Origin of the sequence: Streptococcus henryi DSM 19005 (assembly GCF_000376985.1) — a bacterium.
Classification (GTDB): Bacteria; Bacillota; Bacilli; order Lactobacillales; family Streptococcaceae; genus Streptococcus; species Streptococcus henryi.
Genome location: NZ_AQYA01000036.1, coordinates 10945 through 32554, shown reverse-complemented (window position 1 = coordinate 32554; position 21610 = coordinate 10945). Strand labels below are relative to the sequence as shown.

17 protein-coding genes are annotated in these 21610 nt (G+C 38.1%); 15 read left to right on the top strand and 2 right to left on the bottom strand.

The window, feature by feature from the left end; all coding sequences use genetic code 11:
• Positions 1 to 97 precede the first annotated feature (97 nt).
• On the top strand, positions 98 to 532 hold the full coding sequence (locus F601_RS0108960; protein WP_018165344.1) for a GtrA family protein: 435 nt from the start codon (positions 98 to 100) through the stop codon (positions 530 to 532).
• An 89-nt stretch (positions 533 to 621) separates the two neighbouring features.
• Here the strand turns inward: F601_RS0108960 and F601_RS0108955 are convergent, their stop codons facing one another.
• A complete protein-coding gene (locus tag F601_RS0108955; RefSeq protein WP_018165343.1) occupies positions 622 to 2106 on the bottom strand; it encodes a DUF1846 domain-containing protein in 1485 nt (494 codons plus the stop codon).
• Positions 2107 to 2288: 182 nt separating this feature from the next.
• Here F601_RS0108955 and F601_RS0108950 point away from each other — a divergent pair, with 182 nt between their 5' ends.
• Positions 2289 to 3194: a PfkB family carbohydrate kinase gene (locus tag F601_RS0108950; RefSeq protein WP_018165342.1), complete on the top strand. Its 906-nt coding sequence runs from the start codon at positions 2289 to 2291 to the stop codon at positions 3192 to 3194.
• 211 nt (positions 3195 to 3405) lie between these two features.
• On the opposite strand, the gene F601_RS0108945 is transcribed toward F601_RS0108950, so the two are convergent.
• Positions 3406 to 3768 (bottom strand): thioesterase family protein, encoded by a 363-nt coding sequence (locus tag F601_RS0108945; protein ID WP_018165341.1) that lies wholly within the window; start codon positions 3766 to 3768, stop codon positions 3406 to 3408.
• Between the two features lie 101 nt (positions 3769 to 3869).
• Between F601_RS0108945 and F601_RS0108940 the strand changes: the two genes are divergently transcribed.
• From F601_RS0108940 to F601_RS0108880, 13 genes are all read left to right on the top strand, one after another.
• The gene (locus F601_RS0108940; protein WP_026183168.1) at positions 3870 to 4106 is read left to right on the top strand and encodes a DUF1146 family protein; all 237 of its coding nucleotides are present in this window, start codon (positions 3870 to 3872) and stop codon (positions 4104 to 4106) included.
• A 64-nt stretch (positions 4107 to 4170) separates the two neighbouring features.
• Positions 4171 to 5442 (top strand): UDP-N-acetylglucosamine 1-carboxyvinyltransferase, encoded by a 1272-nt coding sequence (gene murA, locus F601_RS0108935; RefSeq protein WP_018165339.1) that lies wholly within the window; start codon positions 4171 to 4173, stop codon positions 5440 to 5442.
• A 2-nt stretch (positions 5443 to 5444) separates the two neighbouring features.
• Complete coding sequence (locus F601_RS0108930; protein ID WP_018165338.1) at positions 5445 to 5633, top strand: DNA-directed RNA polymerase subunit beta; 189 nt, start codon at positions 5445 to 5447, stop codon at positions 5631 to 5633.
• A gap of 87 nt (positions 5634 to 5720) precedes the next feature.
• Positions 5721 to 6581, top strand: a complete 861-nt coding sequence (locus F601_RS0108925; protein ID WP_018165337.1) for a DNA/RNA non-specific endonuclease — start codon at positions 5721 to 5723, stop codon at positions 6579 to 6581.
• A gap of 186 nt (positions 6582 to 6767) precedes the next feature.
• On the top strand, positions 6768 to 7583 hold the full coding sequence (locus tag F601_RS0108920) for a transporter substrate-binding domain-containing protein (protein ID WP_018165336.1): 816 nt from the start codon (positions 6768 to 6770) through the stop codon (positions 7581 to 7583).
• Positions 7584 to 8068: 485 nt separating this feature from the next.
• Entirely contained in the window at positions 8069 to 9184 is a 1116-nt protein-coding gene (locus tag F601_RS0108915; protein WP_018165335.1) for an aminotransferase, read from the top strand.
• Positions 9185 to 9351: 167 nt separating this feature from the next.
• Positions 9352 to 10158, top strand: coding sequence for a transporter substrate-binding domain-containing protein (locus F601_RS0108910; RefSeq protein WP_018165334.1), 807 nt, complete (start codon positions 9352 to 9354; stop codon positions 10156 to 10158).
• Positions 10159 to 10546: 388 nt separating this feature from the next.
• Positions 10547 to 11785, top strand: a complete 1239-nt coding sequence (gene hflX, locus F601_RS0108905) for a GTPase HflX (RefSeq protein ID WP_018165333.1) — start codon at positions 10547 to 10549, stop codon at positions 11783 to 11785.
• A complete protein-coding gene (locus F601_RS0108900) occupies positions 11778 to 12413 on the top strand; it encodes a hypothetical protein (protein ID WP_018165332.1) in 636 nt (211 codons plus the stop codon). Before hflX ends, F601_RS0108900 begins: the two co-directional genes overlap by 8 nt.
• Before the next feature lie 40 nt (positions 12414 to 12453).
• Complete coding sequence (gene rnz / locus F601_RS0108895; protein WP_018165331.1) at positions 12454 to 13383, top strand: ribonuclease Z; 930 nt, start codon at positions 12454 to 12456, stop codon at positions 13381 to 13383.
• Positions 13380 to 14138, top strand: a complete 759-nt coding sequence (locus tag F601_RS0108890) for an SDR family NAD(P)-dependent oxidoreductase (protein ID WP_018165330.1) — start codon at positions 13380 to 13382, stop codon at positions 14136 to 14138. The genes rnz and F601_RS0108890 overlap by 4 nt, the downstream gene beginning before the upstream one ends.
• On the top strand, positions 14135 to 16339 hold the full coding sequence (gene recJ, locus F601_RS0108885; protein ID WP_018165329.1) for a single-stranded-DNA-specific exonuclease RecJ: 2205 nt from the start codon (positions 14135 to 14137) through the stop codon (positions 16337 to 16339). Before F601_RS0108890 ends, recJ begins: the two co-directional genes overlap by 4 nt.
• Positions 16340 to 16594: 255 nt before the next feature.
• Positions 16595 to 21460: a MucBP domain-containing protein gene (locus tag F601_RS0108880; protein ID WP_018165328.1), complete on the top strand. Its 4866-nt coding sequence runs from the start codon at positions 16595 to 16597 to the stop codon at positions 21458 to 21460.
• The last annotated feature ends 150 nt before the right edge of the window (positions 21461 to 21610 follow it).

The following is a 21610-nucleotide window of genomic DNA, read 5'->3' as shown; positions in this document are numbered from 1 at the left end:
AGAGTCACACTATGGTTTCTCAGCTCTAGTTTTTGCTTTTCGAGTAGTTTGCTAGATTTTCTTGTTTCTTCATCGCATATTATGCTATAATCAAGCTATGAAAAATTTAAAACAAATTATCAGAACTGAGGTATTTAAATACCTATTTTTTGGCGTTTTAACTACACTTGTCTATATGATTGCAAGGTTGTTTTTATTCGAGGTGTTTAAACAAGCGGATTTATCAGCTGTTTTGGCCAATGCCATTTCTATCATCTTTGCATTTTGGACAAATGATCTTTATGTCTTTAATCAGGAAAGAGAAGGATGGGCAAAACGATTTCTTAAGTTTACTGGAGCGAGGCTCTTTACCCTAGTTCTAGACTTGATGTTAGCTATTATTTTAGTTGATAAATATCCTCAAATTATCGGTAATTTTGTTGGTGGTAATCTAAGTCTTGTCAATGCTATTGAAACGCTCTTTGCTCAAGTCCTGATTATCGTATTAAACTACGTTATTAGTAAATTATTTGTATTCACAGGTAAAAAATAGAAATTTCTATTTTGTGGACAATCAAAAAATGGAGCTGGACAGATGTCTAAGCTCCATTTTCGGTATATATCAGGTTTATTAGTTATGAATTAGTTTCGGAATAATTTATCTTGTTCATAAACGGGGTCAAATGTAACATTGATTCCAAGTTTACGGAATACGTTTTTATCTTCTTCAGGAAGTGTTACAGTTGAGTGAACTTCACTTCCAGTAAGGTTTGGCAGTTGGCTCATTGCTAATCTTGCTTCTTCACTGTCTTTTGCTGTAATAGCAAGAGCAATCAGAATTTCACTTGAGTGGAGACGGGGATTTTTGCTACCAAGATGGTTAATTTTCAAGTCCTGAATTGGAGTAACATACTCTGGTTCAATCAAATGTGTTTCTTTAGCTATGCTTGCAAGATGTTTGATAGCGTTGATGATAACAGCGGCAGAAGGACCAAAGAGTTCAGATGTTTTACCAGTTACAATATCTCCATTAGGTAACTCTAAAGCTAAAGCAGCACTTCCTGTAGCTTCTTCTTTAGCACGCGCAGCAAGAACAACTTGGCGATCTTCCGGTGTGATGCCAGTATCATTCATTAAAAGTTCAATTTTCTTAATTGCAGATTCAGGTACACGTTCTGCTCGGAATTCGACTAAAGTCTGATAGTAACGGCGGATAATTTCTTGTTTAGAGGCTTCAATAGCAGCTTCCTCATCGACAATTGAGAATCCAACCATATTGACTCCCATATCAGTTGGAGAGGCATAAGGCGATTTTCCGAGGATACGTTCCAGCATGCGTTTAACAACTGGGAAAATCTCAATATCACGATTATAGTTAACAGTTGTTTTGCCATATGTTTCAAGATGGAAAGGATCAATCATGTTAACATCATCAAGGTCAGCAGTAGCAGCTTCATAGGCCAAGTTTACTGGATGGTGTAATGGCAAATTCCAAACAGGGAATGTTTCAAATTTTGCATATCCTGATGTAATACCATTTACTTGGTCATGATAGAGGTTTGACATACATGTTGCTAGTTTACCAGAACCTGGACCAGGCGCAGTGACAACGACTAGATTACGACTTGTCTTGATATAGTCGTTTTTCCCCATCCCTTCCGGTGAAATGATGTGGTTGATGTCTGTTGGATAGCCTTTGATTGGATAATGCAGGTATGAAGCAATTCCATTTTTTTCAAGTTGCTTACGGAAAGTATCAGCAGCAGGTTGACCAGTATATTGAGTAATAACAACAGAGCCAACATAAATATCAAGATCTTTAAATTTATCAATTAAACGGAAAACTTCTTGATCGTAAGAGATACCTAAATCTCCACGCGCTTTTGAGTGTTCGATATTATTAGCGTTGATGGCGATAACAATCTCAACATTTTCTTTCATCTCCTGAAGAAGTTTGATTTTATTATCAGGCTCATAACCTGGCAGTACGCGAGCAGCATGGAAATCTTCAAGCATTTTTCCACCAAATTCGAGATAAAGTTTACCATCAAATTGGTTAATGCGTTCCAAAATATGGTCACGTTGCAAATTCAGATATTTTTCAGAATCAAAGGCAATTTTTTTCATGGTAGCAGTTACGGGCAGGTGCCCATTGGTTCCTTTCTAAAATTCAATAATCTATTATAACAAATTCTATCCATCATGGGGAATATAATCATTATTTTTTTAAACTTACTTTTGAAAGGTGATTTTATTTGCTAAACGTGCTAAGATAAAGGTATTCAGCACATTTCTCAAAGGAGCAGAATATGTCTAAATGTCTCGTTATTGGATCAACAGTTTGTGACGTTATGATTTATGTCGATGAACTTCCGAATCGACAGGGTGATGCCCATATTAAGAAACAATTTTTTTCATTGGGAGGCTGCGCTTTTAATGTCGTTAATATCTTGCATCACCTAGGGGTTCCCTACGATTTTATTTCGCCAGTTGGAACTGGACTTTACGGCCAATTTGTTTCAAAGAGACTATTAGAGTTAGGGATTGATAGTCCTATCCAATTACCTGGTGAAAATGGGTGTTGCTACTGTTTTATTGAATCAGATGGAGAGCGAACTTTTTTATCTGAACATGGCGTTGAGTACCAATTTGATAGTGGCTGGTTAAGCGGATTGGATTTGTCAGGCTATGATTATGTGTATGTCTGTGGTCTCGAAGTAGAAGAAGAAACAGGTCCTGAATTATTAGAAAGTCTTAAAACTATTCCTAGTCAATTGATTTTTGCACCTGGACCAAGGGGACATCTTATACCAAAACAACGCTTGGATGATTTGTTAAAAATGAAACCTATCTTGCATCTTAACGAGGAAGAATCTCTTAGATTGTCAGGTGAAGATAAAGTTGACAATGCAGTAATGCGACTGTATCAGATAACTCATCAAACAGTTATTGTAACACGTGGGATTGCAGGTGTAGTAGCATTTGATGGCAAGTGGCATATATTACCAACCTATCCCAATAAAGTCGTTGATACCATTGGAGCAGGTGACAGTCATGTTGGTGCAATGATGGCCGCTCTCTCTCAAAAGAAAAGTTTAGATGCCAGTCTTGATTTTGCTAATCAAGTTTCTAGCCGTATTATTGGAACATCCGGTGTTCATCTTAGTGAGGAAGAATTTAAAGAACTTCAAGCTGAGTTAGATGCAAAATTATAGAGCTATTTTAAATACCCGTAGACCATCACGACTTTATTGCCGATTTGGTTTATGGGTATTTTTGAGTAATAATATTATGAACAAAGACAAGGCAATTAATAGTTGAGAAATTGTACTCAAAGAAAATCCAAATCTGACAAGGCAGGTTGATAGTCACACCTGGAGTTAGGGAGGAGATTTAACGATGTTTCATTTTGAATTTCGAAGTGTATTAGTTCACTTTAGCTAAAAAGCGGTCTATATCTACTTTAACTCTAGTATGTTTAGCAGTTCCGATTAATTTGTTATCATCATAGGCTTCTATGGTGAATAAGAATTGTCTGCCATTGTTACTTATTTCTTTGACGACTACTTTTATGGTATTTCCAATTTTACTAGCAGCTAGATGATTGATTTCCATTCTGGTTCCAACGCTTGTTTCTTGATTTGAAATCTTATCTTCGATTGCTGACAAGGCAGCATTTTCCAAAAAAGCTACAAGTGAAGGAGTTGACAGAACTTGCAGTGTACCAGAACCCATAGCTTGAGCAGAGTGTTCTAAGTTGGTATGATAGTGTTTAATAAAGATAGGCATATTTTTAAGCTCCTCGTATGTAGTAATCTACTAGATATTATATCAAATTTTAAAGAGTTCTTTAGATTTCCTAAGCTATTGAAATTTGTTATAATACCAGTATGGAAGTATTAAATCAAATGGTGACCATGTTAAGTCACTTTATATTTATAGCAATTTCTTATCAATTATTAGCAACAGTCATTGACTGGTCTAAATTTGTAAAATTAACGGATGAGAATATACCAAAACTTCGTATGCTAGTCCTATTTATGAGTATTGGACTTGGTTTCTTAGTCAGTCATATGGTCTTAGAGTTGATTCAAATTAGTCAAAGTCTCTTTTTCATGTTCCAATGAGGGTCTATTCCTTTATTGTATGGTATAATCAAATAATGAGAATCGTAAAGAACGGAGTATTACATTGGATAAAATTATAATTGAAGGCGGAAAGACGCGTTTAGAAGGAGAAGTTGTTATTGAAGGAGCTAAGAATGCTGTATTGCCATTGCTAGCTGCAACTATCTTGCCAAAAGAGGGCCAAACTCTTTTAAGAAATGTGCCTATCTTATCAGATGTGTTTACCATGAATAATGTGGTACGTGGACTAGACATTTCAGTAGATTTTGATGAGTCAAAGAATGAGGTTGTCGTTGATGCCACAGGACACATCTTGGATATCGCCCCGTATGAATATGTCAGTCAAATGCGTGCTTCTATTGTTGTTCTTGGACCAATTTTGGCACGATGTGGACATGCTAAGGTTTCTATGCCAGGAGGATGTACAATTGGGAGCCGCCCAATTGATCTTCACTTGAAAGGCTTAGAAGCTATGGGAGCCGAAATCAGCCAGCTTGGCGGTGATATTACTGCAAAAGCAGAACGCCTTCATGGAGCCCATATTTACATGGATTTCCCTTCAGTTGGTGCAACACAGAACTTGATGATGGCAGCTACTTTGGCAGATGGTGTTACTACTATTGAAAATGCTGCGCGTGAACCTGAAATCGTTGATTTGGCTATCTTACTTAATAAAATGGGAGCAAAAGTCAGAGGTGCTGGTACTGAAACCCTAGTCATTACTGGTGTTGATAAGCTACATGGTGCAGAACACGATGTGGTTCAAGACCGTATTGAAGCAGGTACATTTATGGTTGCTGCAGCTATGACATCAGGTAATGTCTTAATCAAAGATGCTGTTTGGGAACACAATCGCCCATTAATTTCCAAATTAATGGAGATGGGTGTTCAGGTCACTGAAGAAGAAGATGGAATCCGTGTTCAATCTGAACTTGAAAAACTTCGACCAGTAACAGTTAAAACATTACCCCACCCAGGATTTCCGACTGATATGCAAGCACAATTTACAGCTTTGATGGCAGTTGTTAATGGCGAATCTACTATGATTGAAACTGTGTTTGAAAATCGTTTCCAACACTTAGAAGAAATGCGTCGTATGGGATTGCAGGCTGAAATTCTTCGTGATACTGCCATGATTCATGGAGGAAAAGATTTGCAAGGTGCTCCTGTTATGTCAACTGACTTACGTGCCAGTGCAGCACTCATTCTGACAGGGTTAGTTGCTAACGGAACAACTACTGTAGGTAAATTAACTCACTTAGACCGCGGGTACTATCAATTCCATGAAAAATTGGCAAAACTTGGTGCTAATATTCGAAGAGTAGGTGAGGCATAATAATGAATAATGGCTGGAAATATGTCTTGAAACAGATATCACTCGTTCTAGTCATCTCCTTGCTATGTTGCCTCTTTTTGGCAATTGGTTTGATGATTGGATATAGTTTTATGGGAAATGGAAAAAATCCACTCTCTATCCTTTCTCCAGATAAATGGGAAAGTATTATTGGAAAATTCACCGGAAAGTAGGTTAAAAGCCTACTTTTTACTTGTGGAAAACCTTAATCTCTAACCCAAAGTATTTAGTAATATGTTCGTAAAATTTGAAAGAATAATATGAAGAAAAAACAGAAAAAATCATTACTATCAGGTCTAATGGTCTTAGTAACCATTATTGCTTTAATTTTTGCTAACAGTGATGCAATTTCAACTGATCATCCAATAAAACAGATTGCTCAGTTAATTGTTGGAAGTGATGGCTCTCAACCTCAAAGTAATCAATCATCATCTGACGACGAAACTCCTACTCAATCATTAGCTGAGTCTGTTCTAACAGCAAGTGTCAAAGAACAATTGGGAAAATCAATTGAGTGGAATGGTGCGGGAGCTTTCATCATTAATGGTAATAAAACAAAATTGAATGCTAAGGTGGCCAGTGCACCCTATGCTACAAATAAGACAAAGACAGTTCAAGGACAGCAGGTCCCTACTGTGGGTAATGCCTTATTGGCCAAGTCAACACGACAATATCAAAACCGAGAGCAAACAGGGAATGGAGGAACGAGCTGGCGACCAGCAGGTTGGAATCAGTTAACCAACCTATCTGGTAGATATGACCATGCCGTTGATCGTGGGCATTTACTGGGCTATGCTTTAGTTGGTGGTCTTAAAAATTTTGACGCCTCTATGAGTAATTCTGAAAATATCGCGACACAAACTGCCTGGGCAAATCAAGCAAACTCTAGCGATTCAACTGGTCAGAATTATTATGAATCTCTAGTTCGGAAAGCTCTAGATAATAATAAGCGTGTGCGTTATCGTGTAACCTTAATCTATGATGGAAACAATATTCTAGCCAGCGGTACCCAGATAGAAGCTAAGTCCTCAGACGGAAGTCTGGAATTTAACGTCTTCGTACCAAATGTCCAAAGTGGGCTGACTATTAATTATAGAACAGGAACTATTTCAATAAAATGAATTTTAGGTAAAATAATCAAGTATAGCTGAAGCATTATTCAGCTATTTTTATTATCTTTTTTTCTCTTTAAAAGGTATAAATGCAAAAAAATACAAAGAATAACGAATTTTTATAAAAAATAGGATTGACAAAAGAATAATTATAAAGTATTATGTATATATATCAAATAAGAAAAGAGAAAAACAATGAAAATGAATAAAGTATTTAGTGGATTAACCCTTGCAGCGTCAGTTTTAATGCTGGCAGCTTGTGGATCAGATAAAGGCGAAGATACTTCTGTATCAGCTATTCAAGATAAAGGCTCAATTACTGTAGCTATGAACCCTGAGTTTGCTCCATTTGAGTTTAAAACATTGGTTGATGGTAAAGATACGATTGTAGGAGCTGACGTTGAAATTGCAAAAGCAATCGGTGAAGAACTAGGAGTAGAAGTAAAATTCTCAGCTATGTCATTTAACAACGTGTTGGCAAGTCTTCAATCTGGTAAAGCAGACATTGCTATCTCTGGTATCTCAGCAACTGAAGAACGTAAACAGGTTTATGATTTTTCAGAAACTTACTACGAATCTGTTAACGTTGTGATTGTTAAAAAATCTGAATTGGATAAGTATACAGATACTGCTTCATTTAATGGTTTGTCAGTGGCAACACAAAAAGGCTCAATTCAAGAGGCAGTTGCTAAAGATCAATTAGAAGGTTCAAAAAATGTTTCACTTGTCCAAAATGGTGAAATGATTAATGAATTGAAGACTGGTAAAGTTAATGCAGTAGTCCTTGAAAAACCTATCGCAGAGGGTTATGTTGCTAAAAATGATGATTTGGCCATTGCAGAAATCACTTTAGAGTCTGGTGATTCTGATGCCTATGCTGTAGCCCTTCCAAAAGGAAGTACAGCCTTGAAAGAAGTTGTTGATAAGGTTATCAAAGACTTGAATGATTCAGGTAAAATCGATCAATTTGTTCAAGAAGCTTATGATCTTTCAGTAGCTGAAGGTGAATAGTCAATTTATTTATAGGTGACTATTCTAGTTAAATGAGGTCTTAATTAAGGTAATGTTTTTCATTGCTTAGTGTAGTCGAATGAATTAACTTTTAGACAAGGAACTGAGGCGCAGGTACCTCCAAGAGTCTGGGGATAGACTCTTGGAGGTTGTAAATTAAAGAAACTATGTTTCTCTCAACTGCCGTACGGCAAGATGAAAGTGACGATGTATCAAAGTCAATTCAAATGTCTATAATAATCCTCTTATCATGTTAGAATCAATTATGTGAGGCCGGATTTTTTCCAGCCTCACTTTTTGTTATGATATAGGAAATTCAATTGACATAATTACGAGGATTCAGTATGCTAGAGATGGACCGATAGACAGTTTAATACTAATCTAATCACTCTCATTGAGAAGGGTGTTTTGTTCAAAATATTGTCTCTTATTCTTAACGGAGTGATGTATTAAATTTGTGATAGTTTGTATGAAAGGTTAAAAATATGTATTTACCACGCTTTGGTGTTGAGGAATGGCTAAATGCCCATGAAAATGATGCTCTTTATGATATTGCTGGTGTCTCTATTTCTTCTCTAACGTTAGGAGAATTGTTGAAGCTAGCAGGGAAAGCACCGGATGATTTTTATAATGAATTAGCTGAAAAAACATTAGATTATGGCTGGATTGAAGGATCACCTGATTTTAAACGTGCTGTCAGCGAACTTTATCGAGACATTCCAGAACAGCAAATCTTACAAACAAATGGTGCAACAGGAGCCAACCTGCTCGTGATGTATGCTTTGATTTCCTCAGGAGATCATGTTATCTCACATTATCCAAGCTATCAACAGCTTTATGATATTCCAAAATCTCTTGGTGCAGAAGTTGACTTGTGGGAGATTAGCGAGGAAGAGGACTGGTTGCCAAATTTAGATAAGCTACGTCAGTTGGTTGGCCCAACAACCAAGATGATTTGTATCAATAATGCTAATAATCCAACAGGTGCAGTCATGGATGAAGCCTATCTTCGTGAACTGGTTGAGATTGCAAAAAGCTGTGATGCTTATATTTTAGCAGATGAAATCTATCATACTTTTGATGGCCGTACGATTCCTGCGATAGCAGATCTTTATGAGAAAGGAATTTCAGTAAACAGTCTGTCAAAAACCTATTCCCTTCCCGGTATACGTGTTGGCTGGGTTGCCAGCAATCCTCAAGTGACACAGTTACTCAAAGATTATCGAGATTACACACTGATTTGTGCAGGTGTTTTTGATGATATGGTTGCTACCTTGGCACTGCAGCATCGTGAACAAATTTTAGCTCGTAATTCAGAGATTGTGACCAACAACTTAGGTATTTTGGATACTTGGATAGCAAATGAACCAAAGGCTAGCTTCGTGAAACCTGCCTTTGTTTCAACTTCTTTTGTTAAATTGGACATAGCGGAGCCTATTGAAGACTTTTGTCTTGATTTGTTGAAGGATTATGGTGTCCTTGTTGTTCCAGGTAATCGTTTCGACTTTGAAGGGTACGTTCGTATTGGCTATTGCTGTCAAGAAGAAGTATTGAGAGAAGGCTTGGAACGATTGTCACAAAAATTGCATGAATCATCATAGATTTATAAATTAGTATTTGCAAACAAATGATTTTTAGTATTTGCAAACAAATGATATGAAATCTTTGACATTGATACTAGAATTATTGAATTTTTATTCAAATATACATTGACCAAAGTAATCAAGTTCGCTATACTAAAATTAAGTTTAAAGAAAAGAGATTAGAGATGAAAAAAATGATTTCAGGGTTATTATCCCTTATTGCTGTTCTATTACTTACTGCCTGCGGTTCCTCATCAAATGAGAATCTTCAGAGTGAGATTATCGAGAGAGGTAAATTAGTTGTAGCCGTTAGTCCAGACTATGCACCTTTTGAATTTAAGGCATTGATTGACGGAAAAGATACAATCGTTGGTGCTGATATTGAATTGGCACAAGCTATTGCTGATGAACTCGGTGTAGAGTTAGAACTTTCCTCGATGAACTTTGATAATGTCTTATCTAGCCTTCAAACAGGAAAAGCAGATATGGCCATTTCCGGTTTGTCATACACAGAAGAACGTGCCAAAATTTATGATTTCTCAGATGCTTATTATAAAACTGAAAATGCAGTTTTAATCAAAGCTAGTGATGCTGAAACATTCACATCAATTGAGAGCTTGGCTGGTAAGAAAATCGCTGTTCAAAAAGGAACAATTGAAGAAACACTTTCTAAAGAACAATTTAAAGATGCTAATGTTATCCCTTTAACTGCTATGGGTGAAGCTATCAGTGAATTGAAAACTGATAAAGTACAAGCTGTTGACTTGGAAAAACCAGTTGCTGAAGGTTACCTATCTCAAAATTCTGATTTAGCATTAGCTAATTTCGCCCTTGAAACGGGAGAAGGCGATTCAAAAGCAATTGCTATGCCAAAAGGCAGTGGTGAGTTGCTTACAACAGTAAATAAAGTTATTGCGAAATTAGAAAAAGAAGGTAAGTATAAAGACTTCATCTCAGAAGCAGCAGAATTAACAGGTTCCGCAATTGAATAAAAAAAACATGAGTCTGGGACAGTATGTGATGAGCCTAGGCTCATGTTTTTGTGAGTACTCATTAATCAAAATTAAACCGCTGACTTCTGATTTCTAAGAAACTGAATATACGACTTTTAGAGCATTAGATGTCTTGATGGGGCTTTGATAACAAATTGATATCTAAGCGCTTTTTTGGTAGACAAATTCCTGAAATACCGTCTCTTTATGTTATAATATATAAGGTCGCTGATTAATAGATAGTTATAGTCATTCGACTATACATTATCAATCAGAACGAAGTTTAGAAAATAATCTAAAGGTTTGGACTAAGAATAAAATGATGCGGTCTGCTTACTTGAAGAAGAAGCAGACTGCTTTACTGATGTTGTAGAAAAGAGGTGAGTGTATGATTGAAACACAAGAAAAGCAGGAAAGAGCTATCCTTTTAGGGGTAGAATTGCAGGAAACAGAGAATTTTGATATGTCTATGGAAGAGTTGGCTTCGCTTGCTAAAACTGCTGGTGCAGAGGTGGTAGCTAGTTACTCTCAAAAAAGAGATAAGTTTGACAGCAAGTCTTTTATTGGTTCTGGGAAATTGGCAGAGCTTAAAGACCTTGTAGAAGCTGATGAGATTGATACCGTTATTGTTAACAACCGTCTGACACCACGACAAAATTCAAATCTAGAAGCTGAACTTGGTGTTAAGGTTATTGACCGCATGCAGCTCATCTTAGATATCTTTGCCATGCGTGCACGAAGTCATGAAGGTAAGCTTCAAGTTCATCTAGCTCAGCTAAAATACTTGTTACCTCGCCTTGTTGGTCAAGGAATTATGCTAAGCCGACAGGCTGGTGGAATCGGTAGTCGAGGTCCTGGTGAAAGTCAACTGGAACTCAACCGACGTGCCATTCGCAACCAGATTACAGATATTGAACGCCAGTTGAAGGTTGTAGAGAAAAATCGCCAAACCATTCGTGAAAAACGTGTGGACTCAGACACTTTTAAGATTGGTTTGATAGGCTATACCAATGCAGGTAAATCGACTATCATGAATGTCTTGACGGATGACAAACAGTATGAAGCCAACGAACTTTTCGCAACTCTAGATGCAACGACAAAACAAATCTATCTGCAAAATCAATTTCAGGCTACACTGACAGATACGGTTGGTTTTATCCAGGATTTGCCCACAGAATTGGTCGCAGCCTTTAAATCAACCTTGGAAGAAAGCCGACATGTGGATCTTTTGCTTCATGTCATTGATGCCAGCGATCCTAATCATGCTGAGCATGAAAAGGTTGTTTTAGATATCTTGAAAGACTTGGATATGCTGGACATTCCACGCTTGGCAGTCTACAACAAAATGGATTTGGCTGAAAACCTAACAGCGACAGCTTTTCCTAATGTCCGTATCTCGGCCAAGGATAAAGATAGTCGTCAGCTTTTGAGACGTCTCATTATCGGTGAGATTCGAGATATTTTTGAACCTTTTTCGATTAAGGTTCATCAAGATAAGGCCTATAAACTCTATGAATTAAATAAAATTGCTCTTTTAGATAGCTACAGTTTTGAGCAAGAAGTTGAAGAGATCACGGGCTATATCGCAGCTAAAAACAAATGGAAATTGGAAGAATTTTATGACTGATTATGTGGCTCTTGCCTTAAAATATGGCGGTTATACTAGCCTGGATAAGGTTTATTTGGAAAATAAGCTGGCGCGCTTATCTAACCAAGACAAGTTAAACTTCATCACGCCACCACCAAGTGTTATCAATGCCTATTTTGCTGAAATTTATCAGAAGCAGTCACCCCAAGCAGCGACGGACTATTATTTTGACTTGTCAAAGGCTTTGAATTTATTTGAAACAGAACCGTCTTTTGCTGAAAATAAGCCCTTTGTCAGATTAAATTTATCTGGGAAGGCCTATGGTTTTGCTTATGAAAATGATAATGAAATTGCCCATGTTTTTGCTGAGGTCCAAGAGCCAGTTAGGACTGGTCTCTTATTTGAACTGGCCCAAGTCTTCCCCCACTACAAGATTTATGTAGAGGGCACAGCCATTAAAATGGCAAAAATCAGCTTTGATGAAGAAGTTTTAGAAGATTTAACGCCAGAAGCAAGTCTGCTCAGCCATGTTTCAAAACTAAAAGGCGATGTGATTAAAGTGACGAGCTTTAATGAGGAAGAGTTGCTAGACTTGGTGGCTGGTTTTCAGGGGAAAGCTTATTATAGTTTTGGACAAAGAGAATTTCAAGTTTATATTCAAGCCTAAGGTGAGTATTAGAATCGAAAAGAAAGTATGAGAAAATAAGATGGAATTACATTTTTTGGGAACGGGGGCTGGTCAGCCTTCAAAGTCACGTAATGTATCAAGTTTGGTACTTAAACTACTTGATGAAATTAATGAAGTATGGATGTTTGATTGTGGTGAGGGGACTCAACGTCAGGTTTTAGAAACAACCATAAAGCCTAGAAAAGTCAAAAAGATTTTTATTACGCATCTTCATGGAGACCATATTTTTGGTTTGCCTGGTTTTTTGTCTAGTCGCGCCTTTCAAGCAAATGAAGAACAGACTGACTTAGATATTTATGGTCCGGTTGGGATAAGATCCTATGTCTTATCTGCCTTGAGGGCTTCTGGTTCACGTCTGCCATATCGCATCAATTTTTATGAATTTGATGAAAGCAGTCTTGGCAAAATTATGGAGACTGATAAATTTACGGTTTATGCTGAGAAACTTGATCATAGCATTTTCTGTGTTGGCTACCGTATTATGCAGAAAGATTTAGAAGGTACCTTGGATGCTGATGCACTTCGAGCAGCAGGAGTACCATTTGGTCCTCTTTTTGGGAAAATCAAAAATGGTCAGGATGTCGTTTTAGAAGATGGAACTAAGATTGTCGCTAAAGACTATATTTCTGAACCTAAAAAAGGAAAAATAATTACAATCCTTGGAGATACCCGTTATACCCCTGCCAGTGTTCGTCTTGCTTTAGGAGCAGATGTTCTAGTGCACGAGTCAACTTACGGCAAAGGTGACGAAAAAATTGCCAAAGCTCATGGGCATTCAACCAATATGCAGGCTGCTAAGGTTGCCAAAGAAGCTTCAGCTAAACGCCTCTTGCTTAACCACATTAGTGCTCGCTTTCTTGGACGTGATTGCAGAATGTTAGAAAAGGACGCTCAAGCTATTTTTGCTGATACTAAAGTGGTTTGGGACTTAGAGGAGGTTGAAATATGAGAGTAATTGCTATTACTGGTGCCACAGGCGGCATCGCTCAGGAAATTGTAAAGGGCTTGGATGCTGATGATAAACTTATTGTTCTTGGACGTAGCAAGGAGAGACTTGAGGCAATATACAAGCATCGTCCTCAGACGACTTGTCTATCTGTTGATTTAACAGATGATGCTTCAATGACAACTGCAGTCGAGACCATTTATCAGGAATTCGGACAGATTGATATTTTCATCAACAATGCCGGCTATGGTGATTTTTCGACCTTCGATTCATATACCAGCGATCAAATTCGTGCCATGTTTGAAGTCAATACCTTTGCAACCATGACCTTTGCTCGTTTAGTTGGTCAGAAAATGGCAAAGCGTGGACAAGGTCATATCATCAATATTGCAAGCATGGCTGGACTTATCGCCTCTGCCAAGTCATCAGTCTACTCAGCAACCAAGTTTGCAGTTATTGGTTTTTCCAATGCTCTTCGCCTTGAGTTGGCTGGGAAAAATGTCTATGTGACGACAGTTAACTCAGGCCCAATCGCAACAAAATTCTTTGATCTTGCTGACCCATCAGGCGACTACCTTAAGAGTGTTGACAAGTTCACTTTGCAACCAGACTACGTGGCTAAGAAAATTCTAGCTATTTTTGGTAAGCCAAAACGTGAACTCAATATGCCTTTTGCACTTGCAGCAACTCATAAACTATACACCCTCTTTCCAAACATTTCTGATTTCTTAGCCAGAAAGGTATTTAATTATAAATGATTACATCCAAATATTCTTGGAATCCTATTGAAAAAGAGCCAGATGATGGCTTTTTTAAACTTGCAAAAAAAGAAAATCTAACACTGACGGCAAGTAAAATCCTCTTCAGCCGTGGTATCAATACAGAAGAAAAATTGACAGATTTCTTATCAGCCGATTTGTCTCATTTACATGACCCTTATCTGCTTCATGACATGGATAAGGCAGTCGCTCGCATTCGTCAAGCCATTGAAAACTATGAGCAGATTCTTATTTATGGGGACTACGATGCTGACGGTATGACTTCAGCATCAATCGTTAAGGAAACTCTGGAGATGATGGGAGCAGAAGCTCAAGTTTATCTCCCAAACCGCTTTACAGACGGTTATGGCCCTAATCAGTCAGTCTACAAATACTTTATCGAGCAACAAGATGTCTCTCTGATTATTACTGTGGATAATGGCGTAGCTGGACACGAAGCTATTGCCTATGCTCAGAGTCAAGGTGTTGATGTTATTGTGACTGACCACCACAGCATGCCAGCAGAGCTGCCACAAGCTTTTGCCATTGTGCATCCCGAACATCCTGAAAGTTCCTATCCCTTCAAGCACTTAGCAGGTTGCGGGGTAGCCTTTAAACTTGCCTCTGCCCTCCTTGAATCCATTCCAACAGAGATGCTGGACTTGGTAGCCATTGGGACCATCGCTGATATGGTGTCCTTGACAGATGAAAACCGCATCATGGTCAAAGTTGGTCTTCAAGTCCTCAAAACCACTGAACGCATTGGCCTTGTTGAACTGATGAAGATTTCAGAGGTTGAAGCTCAGGACCTGAATGAAGAGACTATTGGCTTTAAAATAGCTCCGCAACTTAACGCTCTTGGACGTCTAGATGACCCAAATCCTGCCATCGAACTCTTAACAGGCTTTGATGATGAAGAAGCGCAAGCTATTGCCCTCATGATAAATGCCAAAAACGAGGAACGCAAGGATGTGGTTCAGAAAATTTTTGATCAAGCCATTGCTATGATTGATAGGAGCAAGCCAGTGCAGGTTCTTGCCAAGCAAGGTTGGCACCCTGGTGTTCTAGGTATTGTTGCTGGTCGCATCCTTGAGCAAATTAGCCAGCCTGTCATTGTCCTTAACATTGAAGATGGTTTGGCTAAAGGCTCTGCCCGTAGTATTGAGGCAGTCGATATTTTTAAGGCTCTTGATGACCATCGTGACCTCTTTCTAGCCTTTGGAGGCCATAGCGGAGCTGCTGGTATGACCTTGGAAGCAGACAAACTAGACCAGCTTTCTGACATCATGTGTGCTTATGTCCAAGACCATGACATTGACATGTCACAGAAGAATAGCTTGACCATTGATGAGACTATTTCTCTCTCTGAATTGAGTTTAGAGACCATAAAGAGTTTAGAAAAGCTGGCACCATTTGGAATGGACAATAAAAAGCCTATTTTCATGCTTAAAGACTTTGAAGTTAAGCAGGCTAGAACTATGGGACAAAATGGTGCTCACCTCAAATTAAAACTGGCTCAGGGAGCTGACAGTTTTGACTTAGTAGCCTTTAACCAAGGTCACTTAGCACAAGAATTCCAACAGGCACAAGGTTTAGAACTAGCTGTTTCCCTTTCGATTAACAAATGGAATGGCCAGACGACACTCCAGCTCATGCTGGAAGATGCCCGTGTTCAGGGAGTCCAGCTTTTTGATATTCGTTCTAAAAATGCCAGTCTGCCTGATAATGTTCCCATTTTGTCGGAAAATAGCAGTGCTGAGGCAGTTGTTCTTCTTGACATTCCAGAGAATCAAGAAGAACTCAAATCTCTCTTTGCAGATCAGGATTTTTCTGCCATCTATTTTAAAAATCAGATTAAACAATCCTATTATCTGACAGGTTACGGAACGCGCGAGCAGTTTGCCAAACTTTACAAGACGATCTATCAATTTCCAGAATTTGATGTCCGCTATAAACTGCAAGAGCTCAGCCATTTCCTAAAAATACCAGACATCCTACTGGTCAAGATGATTCAGATTTTTGACGAATTAGATTTTGTCAGCATCACTGACGGCGTCATGACAGTTAATAAGGATGCTCAAAAACGCGACATCTCAGAAAGTCAAATCTATCAGGACTTGAAAAACTTGGTCAAATTCCAAGAACTCATGGCACTAGGAACCCCACAAGAAATCTATGATTGGCTGAAAAATGGAGATTGAGGGATTCATAGATTGTATTAAATTAAAGGCTAAAAAGAGTATTATTAAGCAGATATTGTGATGTCTGAAAGTATGAAAATTCTAATGAAATCATTTTGAAAAAGATTTTAAAGCGTGTTAGTATAGTATTTACGCAGAAAAAGCCCATGAGGGCTTTTCTTGTCTAAGCAGGAACATTTAAGTATTTTAAAAAAGAATATTTAAGTATTTTGGACAAAGTAATACGAAAGAAATATTGATGCGAAAGGAATTAGAATGTCGTTTAATAACTCTAGAAATTCAGAAACCAAGCAACGTTTCACAATTAAAAAGTTTAAAATTGGTACTGCATCTGTCTTGATAGGTACTGTTTTTGCAGTTAATGGTGCTGTTACAGTCGTGTCCGCAGACGAAACAACTACACCAGCAGTTGCCGAACAAACTGATATTAAACAAGTTGAGGAATCAGCTGCAAATGTTTCAAATAGTGATGATCAAGCATTAGGCAGTGATTCTCTTACATCTACTGAAGATACAGCAAAGGAAGCAAGTGAGCTAACTGCTGCTTCAGAAACTGATAATAAAGAAGAAAATGTTCAATTGACTGAGTCTGATACTGAAAAAGAAAATACTTCTAATCTAGACAATCAGACAACTGATTTAGCTGATGATGAAAATGCTGTTGAGGTACAAGATTCAAAAGAGCAAACTGACGAAGAAGCTAATTCTAATGATACTGTTTTGGGGACAGAAACTCTTGATGGTTCAGATGATAGTCTTGGGGATGAGGATTCTACAGAGACTAGAGAGGTAAAAACTTACCCTAAAGCATCAGAATTGCCTACTTTGACTCGTGCAGAAGCTGAAAGTTTAAATAAAGAAATCATTTGGTTGGACTTTAGTGACTCCAAGGCAGAGATTACTGGTATAGAAAATGTAGCAAATGGTAGCACTGTACGTCCTGCGATTCGTGCTGGTGCAACTTATAAACGTGAGATTGCTCCAGGATATATTATCTATGTTGAATTTTTGAATACTTTAAATATCAATGGCGTAGAAAGCAGTCAGGATGTTATCTTTGATATTCAATCTGAAAGATGGTCACATCTATCTCAAGCTGGAATGAAGACAGGGAATAAATACACCAATATTACTACGTTTAATAATAATGCTAATATTGGTATAACCCTGCGTGTTACAGCGACATATAATGATAAACCTGTATCTCCAACTGTAATTGTTGCAGATGGGGAAGAAGCTGGGGCCACTGAGTATATAATGTTTAAGACCGATGGAACGCCATGGGATCTCTTAGCAAATGTAAAAAATAACTTATCAGCTCCAAACTATACTGTAAACAATTCATCTACAAACCCTCTCTTTATTAACGAGAATACGGAAAATGGTGGTTTAGGAACACAGGTATTTGGCCCTATTACAAATAAACTTAGTATTTCAAGTACACCAATTGTATCAACAGCAGCAATTGATCCCATTTCAGGGGTGACTTTATCAGTTTATATGGACACAACAGGGAAGCAGTCCTTCCAGATCGGATTTGTTACTCGTGATACAGGAGATGCTCCTGAGTCATATGGTGGTGCCTCACATAAAATGGCTGATGCAGATAACCCATATCTTGGAACGGTTCCACCTGATATGGATGAAGGAACATTAACACCTTGGACAGGTGACGATAATACTCTTGATGCAGATGAGGGAATCACACAATTAACTGGTTTAAGTGAAAACGATTCTAAACTTAAAGTTAGCGCTGAAGGTGAAACTTTTGTTTTACCAGTTATAACAAATCTTAGTGGTACAAGTGCAGCATATGTACACGCATGGATTGATTTTAACAATAACGGAAAATTTGATAATGGTGAGCTTATTGATGGAGAGAGCGGACCTGAAGAAGGAAGTGCAATTGTTAATGCGATTGATGGAACGATTGAACTTGTTTTCCCAACTACAGCAGCATTAGAGAGCTATAAGGGAATCGATAAACTTGGTGTACGTGTTCGTATTGCAAAAAACCAATCACAGATAGAATCACCTACAGGCGCGGCTGAGTCAGGTGAGGTTGAAGATTTCCAATTAAATATCAAAAAAGGTAATGTTAAAGTTAACTTCTATCTTGTAGGTACAACTACAGAAGTGTCCCCATCAGTTTACGCTGTGGAGGAAGGCTTGGTTGGTAAAAGATATTCAACGCTAGAAGCCAGACAAAATGTTGAAGATTCAGCTAAAGACCATGCTGCAGAAAAATTCGTAATTTATGATGCTGATGGAAAAGTATATGAGCGTGTAAATGTCGTTGGAGCTGAAGAAGGTAAGATTACGAACAGCCTTACAGAGGTGACATATTATTATAAATTAGCGCAAAAAGATGTTATTGCACGTTTTGTAACAGAAAATGAAGATGGTAGTTACACAACTATTGAAGATTCTGTTCTAGTTAAGGAAAATGAAGAGGTTGGTGTTGATTATGATGCTTCATCACGTGCAAAAAATGAGATTGTAACATCAGATGGCAAAACCTATACTCTCAGAGAGGATCGCCCAGAAAACGAAAAAGGCAAAGTAAAGGTCGAAAATGTAGTTGTAACATATATCTACGATGAAGTCAAAGCCAATGTCACAGTAAATTATGTGGATGACAATGGCGAAGTCATTAAAAACCCTGTTCTTGATCTTGACCAAGCTTCAACAGGAACAGCTTACGATACAACAGATAAAGCAGAAGCAGAAATTGTGACATCTGATGGCAAGACCTATGCTCTAGTCGGAACTGAAGATTCAGAGACCGGAAGAGTTTCTAAAGGTGGTAATACAGTAACTTATACCTATCGTGAAGTCAAAGCTGATGTTACAGTAAACTATGTGGATGAGTCTGGAAATGAGATCAAGTCACCAGTTACAGTAAAAGAGAATGTTTCAACAGGAACAGCTTATGACACAACAGATAAAGCAGAAGCAGAAATTGTGACATCTGATGGCAAGACCTATGCCCTAGTTGGAACTAAAGATTCAGAAACGGGCACAGTTTCTAAAGATGGTAACACAGTAACTTATAACTACCGTGAAGTCAAAGCCAATGTCACAGTAAATTATGTGGATGACAATGGCGAAGTCATTAAAAACCCTGTTCTTGATCTTGACCAAGCTTCAACAGGAACAGCTTATGATACAACAGATAAGGCAGATGCAGAAATTGTGACATCTGATGGCAAGACCTATGCCCTAGTCGGAACTGAAGATCCAGAGACGGGCACAGTCTCTAAGGGCGGTAACACAGTAATTTATACCTACCGTGAAGTCAAAGCCGATGTCACAGTAAACTATGTGGATGAGTCTGGAAATGAGATCAAGTCACCAGTTACAGTAAAAGAGAATGTTTCAACAGGAACAGCTTATGACACAACAGATAAGGCAGATCAAGAGATTGTGACATCTGATGGCAAGACCTATGCCCTAGTCGGAACTGAAGATCCAGAGACGGGCACAGTTTCTAACGGCGGTAACACAGTAACTTATACCTACCGTGAAGTGACATCAGGTATCACAGTTAACTTCCTTGACCAAGATGGTAATCCAATAGCACCAAGTCAAATACCATACGACCATGTTTCAACGGGCCTTGCTTATGATACAAGTGATTTGGCAACACCGGTAATCATAGCAGCTGATGGCAAGACTTATCGCTTGGTAACTGTTCCTAACAATGCTAAAGGAACAACTTCTAAAGAAGATGTAGAAGTAACCTATGTCTATGAAGAAGTCAAAGCGTCAGTCACAGTTAACTATGTGGATGAGTCTGGTAATGAAATTAAGTCACCAATTACAGTAAAAGAGAATGTTTCAACAGGAACAGCTTATGATACAACAGATGAGGCAGATGCTGAAATTGTGACAACTGATGGTAAAACTTATCAACTTGATGGTGTTGAAAGTACAGAAGATAGTGAAAAACCTGAAACAGGTAGAGTTGATGCCGATGGTGTAATGGTAACTTATACCTACAGTGAAGTTAAACCCGATGTGACCGTTAACTATGTGGATGAGTCTGGTAATGAAGTCAAGTCACCAGTTACAGTAAAAGAGAATGTCTCAACAGGAACAGCTTATGGCACAACAGATAAAGCAGATCCTGAGATTATTACTGCCGATGGCAAGACCTATGCTTTAGTCGGAACTGAGGATCTAGAAACTGGTACAGTCTCTAAAGACGGTAACACAGTAACTTATACTTACCGTGAAGTGACATCAGGTATCACAGTTAACTTCCTTGACCAAGATGGTAATCCAATAGCATCAAGTCAAACACCATACGACCATGTTTCAACAGGCCTTGCTTATGATACAAATAATTTGGCAACACCGGTAATCACAACAGCTGATGGCAAGACTTATCGCTTGGTAACTGTTCCTGATAATGCAAAAGGAACAACTTCTAAAGAAGATGTAGAGGTTACTTTTATCTATGAGGATGTGACACCACAAATCTCATCTTTGCGTATAAATTTTGTTGACGAATCAGGTAAACCATTATTATTCTCTAACCTTACTGAAGTTAATGTTGGTGACAATTATGATACGTCGAATGATCGTCAAGAACGTATTGTGCTAAGTAATGGTAAAGTCTTTGAGTTGATTGAAGTCCAAGGAAGTGAAGAAGGTAATGTAAGTGCTAATGGTGCTACTGTTACTTATGTCTATCGTGAAGTTAAAGCTAATCTTACTGTTAATTTTGTAACGACAGATGGAAGCACACTCAGGGGAACTGAAGTGACAGATCACTCAATTGGTGAGCAATATGACTTGTCATCGATTTACCCAGAAGTCATCACCATCGATGGTAAAGAATACAGATTGATACGTGTAGATGGAAATCAGACTGGTAATATTCAAGAAGGCGATAATATCATTACTTATATCTATGAAGAAGTTGCTAAAGAAGAACCAGTTGTGGTAACACCAGAAAATCCAACTCCAGCTAAACAACCAGTAGCTCCAAGTGAGAAAACTAATGAACTCCCTCAAACAGGTGAAAAAGACTCAACTCTAGTAACCTTGGCAGGACTAGGTATGCTAGTTGGTGGGTTCAGTTTACTAGGTAAAAAACGTAAAGAGGAAGAATAATGCTTTAGTTTTTACTAGAGGTAAATAAAAATCAAAGAGATTCCCGTTTTGGGTTTCTCTTTTTTTGGGGGTGTGCGCTTTCAAAAGTAGTATCACGTTTTACCAAAATGAAAAAGTATGATACAATAGATTGTAAAAATTATTTTTTGG